Source organism: Microvirga soli (assembly GCF_016734765.1).
Lineage (GTDB): Bacteria > Pseudomonadota > Alphaproteobacteria > Rhizobiales > Beijerinckiaceae > Microvirga > Microvirga soli.
On record NZ_JAERQE010000112.1, the window covers coordinates 1 to 4,702 of the forward strand.

A 4,702-nucleotide genomic window follows, 5' to 3' on the forward strand; every position below is an offset into this window, starting at 1 on the left:
GTTTCCACACACATCACTCTGAGGGACAGCCACCCTGCTTCGCTACTCCGTGAGCGGCAGGCCCATTACGGCATCTAATCTTGAGGTCTGAAACCTGGCATACAAACTTCTGGATGGCTATCTAATAGGCGTGGCAGTAGGATCGCAGTTTGTGCGTGTGGAAAGGACCGACCATCAGGCCGGTCCTTTCTTGCATCAAACAATATGCACAGCCCCATCAACTCTTCGGCGAGAGTTGAATGCGCTCGCTTGCAGCCTTTTCCACGGCCTCCCGGGAATAAAGGAGCGGGACGTAATCGCCCGTCGCCCAGAGAGGCGCGAGATCGCGATAGTGAGGACTATAGGGATTGCCAGACTGCCCAGGCGTGTTGATCGCGCGGCTGTCGTCCCAATTGCCGACATCCAGCACCATGCGGAACGATGCCCCTGACGTCACCTTGAACGTGGATGTGCTGTAGCCCGCCGCGTGAGGCACGTTGTTGCCGCCGCCCATCACGAGCGGACCGACGGTCATCTGGGCCTGCGTTGCCTTGTCGGCGAGAGGCTTCAGGGCGTGGTTGAACTCGGCTTGATGCAGGTTGCCCCATTTCCACTGCGCCATGTCATCGCCGAGCAGCTTGCCGACCTCGTCGGCTGCGGCCGAGAGGCTCTGGAGCAGGACCTTGTCCCGTGCAGCCGCCTGTTCGGAGCCGAGAGCCTGGTCGGGCTTTTCCAGATAATCAACCACAGCCGAGAGGCTGGCGTTGCCGATGATGGCGCGCGCCGCCTCGGGCGTCGTCGCAGCAACGGTTGCGCGTCCGAGATGCTTGCTGGTCCAGACCTCGAAGAGCGCAGCTCCGGCGCTGTCGGCCGATTCCGTCGCATCCCAGCCCTGGATCAGCTCGAGCGCGGCCCGCTGCTTCGTATCCTCCGAGCGCAGAGGCTTGAGCAGCGCCACGAGCCTGCGGCCGAGCATGCTAACGTCGTCGTTCTGCAGGTTCATGGCGTCGGCCAGGGTGAACTTCGGCTTGGACTGAAGCACCTCCGTGATGCGCTGGAACCGCGCGGGATCAGCCCATTGATCGAAGCCGATCCGGCGCTCGTTGATTGGATAGCCGGGAGGAAGGTTGTTCTGGTTGGCGGTGGCGAAATAGCCCTGCGACGGATTGAACTCCTTCGGCAGGTCGGCCATAGGGATGAACCCTTCCCATTCGTAGCGCCCGTCGCCGGGCACGGGCATCAGGCCATCATAGCTCACGCGCTTTGGGGTCAATCCACCGGGAACCCAGCCGATGTTTCCATCCGTATCCGCATAGACCTGGTTCTCCGACGGAGCGCCCCAGCGGTTCATCGCCTCCAGGAAGCCGTTCCAGTTCTGGGCCGTCATGTAGTCCGACGAGCCGAAATAAGCCGAGGTGCCGGGGTCAAACCAGACCGAACGCATGGCGAAGGCCCGCTGCTTGGCATCGTCCTTCGCAAGAACGGGCCCATGGCGGGTGAAGAGCAGGTCGACGGTGCGGGACTGCCCGCCTTTGACCTCGATCGTCTCGCGCACAACCTTCATGTCCTCCCAGCCGGCCCGGAACTTGTACTGGTTGGCGTTGTTCGGGTTGAGCTCGTAGGCATAGAGGTCTTCCTGGTCGATCGCAAAGATCGTCAGCCCGAAGGCGATCTTCCCGTTATGCCCGATAGAGATGCCCGGCAGAGCGGGCTCGCCCGCGCCGATCACTGACATGCCGGGCGCATTCAGGTGCACGATGTAGCGCAGGGACGGCACGCCGTGAGCACGGTGGGGATCGTTCGCCAGGATCGGCCGGCCCGTGGCCGTCCGGGATCCCGAGACGACCCAGTTGTTCGAACCGATCCGGTCCACATTGGCCATGGACTCATTGAGAAATTCCTCATGTGAGTCCAGAGAGGCCTTCTTTTGTGGTGCCGCGAACGTGACATCCTTGGTGCCAAGTTCGTAGTCCTTCAGGACGTCCTTCGGGATCGAGCAGGGGTCGAGGCCGGCAGGAACCGAGGTTTGCCAGTCGGGCTCGAACTTGGTGCGCAGGCGGTCGGCATCGAGACCAGCTGCACACGCAACCTGCGCACGCCTGACCTCCGAGACCATGTTGCGCGTCAGGCCATGGCTGCGAATGCGAACCACATCCTCCGGCTTCCACAGGTCGGGCTGCGTTCCGGCAATCTTGAACTCCGCCGGTGCAGGACGGGTGCCATTCCTGACTTCCTGCACGAAGGCATTGACACCCTCGACGAAAGCCTCCGTGTAGGTCTTGGCATTGGGCCCGTAAGAGGCCCATTCCTTGTCCATGTCGCCGCGGTAGAGGAACATGCGCGCGGCGCGGTCCTGATCCGCGTAATCGGGACCGAAATCCTTCGCGAGCAGGCCGAGGCCGCGCTTGCGCCAGAGGTCGATCTGCCAGAGCCGGTCGCGAGCAGCGTTATATCCCTGCATGAAAAAAGCGTCGTGCTGGTTTGCTGTGTAGATATGCGGGATACCCCAGTGGTCGACGATCACCTCCGCCGGAGCCTGCAGTCCCTTCACTTGCTGCGATGTAGTTCGAACGGCACTCGACATATCTGCATAAGCGGAGATCGTCGTGCTAGCGAGCAGAGCGCTCACACAAGATGTCAGGCGTGCGGTTCTGGTCAGAGCTCTCATCGAGTTTTTCTCCCTGAGCGAAAGCGATCGTTCCCTTATTCTCCAGGATTGGAGTGGCGTTCGGGAATCGAACGAACCCAATGCTCGGTGAAATGTCGGGCAACGGACAATTGAATTCCTGGCAGGGCAGGTATCAAGTGGTTGAAGCTTGTCGCTTAGGACCTCCGCGCTAGTTTTGCGCGCGATGGTTATCCCTGCCCACAACGATAGGGCGGCACGCATCAAAGGATCTACGAGACTCGACAGGGTTAACGACAGTCAGCATGCAGCCCAGCAGCCGGCATAGCGCGGAGCCACATACAGATCGTCATGAAATCCCCAAGGGCACAGCACCTCACCTGCCGAGTGGTCGACCGGATTTTCTGGTCATGGAGTGTCTCCGCCGAAGCAGGCTTCATTGAAAGTCTCCCCAGGGTCAGACAGTGAAATTCGTTCACGAACAGGAACATCCGATCTTCCTGTTCGAAGCGGAAGTTCGGCTCCCTTCCGGGATGTGCCATGTGTGGCTTCTGCCGGGCTGGTCGGTGCGGCCATGTGTTCGACCTGTTGGAGCGGTACGCATGACCCCTGGCCATCATGCCCTCCGCGAAGGGATCCCGACCAAAAGCTCGCATTCCAAGATGCTCTGGCACATGTGGGGTGTCCCGCTTCCCGGTTCGACCGGATCCTGCATTAACGTCCTTTCGCCCTTCCCAAGCTTGGTCTCGTCAGGTGTTCCGACGAGGTATTACGCTGCCTGCGCGACCACGGGCTCACGATAGCGCTCGCCCTTGGCCATGATCGCCCACACCAACCGGGCCATCTTGTTGGCCAGGGCCACCGCCGCCACCTTGGTGGCCCGCCGCGCCAACAGTTGCACGATCCACGGCCGCCGCGTCCCATGCCGCTGGGCAAAGCGGATCACCGCCAGCGCGCCTACGGTCAACAAGGAGCGCAGGTAGCGGTTGCCCTGCTTAGGTGCGTCTGCCGAGCCGCTCCTTGCCGCCGCTGGAGTTCTGCTTCGGCACCAGTCCGATCCAGGCCGCCAGATTACGGCCTGAGGAGAAAGCCCTTGGGTTGGGAACATGGGCCACCAGGGCGGAGGCGAGCAGTGGACCAATGCCGGGGATCTCGGCCAGCCGGCGGCTGACCTCACTGGCCCGGTGGCGGGCGGTGATCCGTCGGTCCATCTCCAGGATCTGACGCTTAACCAGCACCAGTTGCGCGGCCAACGCCAGAACGCAGGCCCGGGCGAGCTCCGGCACACGCTCATCCCCATCTCGGATTATCAGCAGCAACTCGTCCACGCCCTCCCGGCCGATCTTCGCCACCGGGCCGAACTCCGCCAGGTGGGCCCGGATGGCGTTGGTGAGCATGGTCCTCTGGCGCACCTGCATCAGCCGCACCCGGTGCAGCATCAGCATGCTCTGCTGCTCGCACGTCTTGGTTTCGACAAAGCGCATGGTGGGCCGGGTCACGGCCTCGCAGATCGCCTCGGCATCAGCCAGGTCGTTCTTCTGCCGCTTCACGTATGGTTTGACGTAAGCCGGCGGCATGAGCTTGACCTCATGGCCAAGGCTCTGGAACCCCGGCGACCAGTGATGAGCACTTGCACAGGCTTCGATGCCGATCAGGCAGGGGGGCACCTAGCACGCTCATCAGGCGCTGACAGTGCTCATCCTGGGCCGCCAGAGCTTCGATCTCAGCCGAGACGGCCGCAATGCGCTCGTCGAGCCCGCGCCAGTCTTCAGCCAGATCGGCAATGAGGCGAACGATGCGCAGCGACAGAGCGTCGGAGGACGAACCCAGAATGCCTGACAGCGCCTGCCGCAACGGCGCGAGCCCCTGGCGCACGGTGATGCCGCGCTCAAGCAGCAAACCGCGGATCTGGTTGGTCACGCCCGTGCGCTGGCTGACCAGGCGAAAACGGACCCGGCGCAAGGTGAGCAGATCCATCTGCTCCGGGATTTTGATCGCCACGAACGACATGGTAGGCCGTTGCACCGCCTCCGCGATGGCTTCAGCATCGCGATAGTCGTTCTTGTGCCCCTTCAGAAACGGCTTCACGTACTGGGC

The 4,702-nt window shown here is 62.3% G+C and carries 3 protein-coding genes and 1 pseudogene; all 4 read right to left on the reverse strand.

Going from position 1 to position 4,702, the window contains the following annotated elements:
* Positions 1-217: 217 nt before the first annotated feature.
* Positions 218-2,647: a penicillin acylase family protein gene (locus tag JKL45_RS29180; RefSeq protein ID WP_201865261.1), complete on the reverse strand. Its 2,430-nt coding sequence runs from the start codon at positions 2,645-2,647 to the stop codon at positions 218-220.
* Between the two features lie 727 nt (positions 2,648-3,374).
* A complete protein-coding gene (locus JKL45_RS31025) occupies positions 3,375-3,551 on the reverse strand; it encodes a hypothetical protein (RefSeq protein WP_201865262.1) in 177 nt (58 codons plus the stop codon).
* A 49-nt stretch (positions 3,552-3,600) separates the two neighbouring features.
* Positions 3,601-4,272 (reverse strand): IS110 family RNA-guided transposase, encoded by a 672-nt coding sequence (locus JKL45_RS29190; protein ID WP_201865263.1) that lies wholly within the window; start codon positions 4,270-4,272, stop codon positions 3,601-3,603.
* A pseudogene (locus JKL45_RS29195) lies at positions 4,271-4,702 on the reverse strand (IS110 family transposase); the annotation flags it as partial. The pseudogene JKL45_RS29195 and the gene JKL45_RS29190, both read right to left, overlap by 2 nt.

Coding starts and splice junctions, on each gene's coding strand:
- JKL45_RS29180 (WP_201865261.1), bottom strand. CDS start 2,647: ATGAGAGCTCTGACCAGAACCGCACGCCTGACATCTTGTGTGAGCGCT.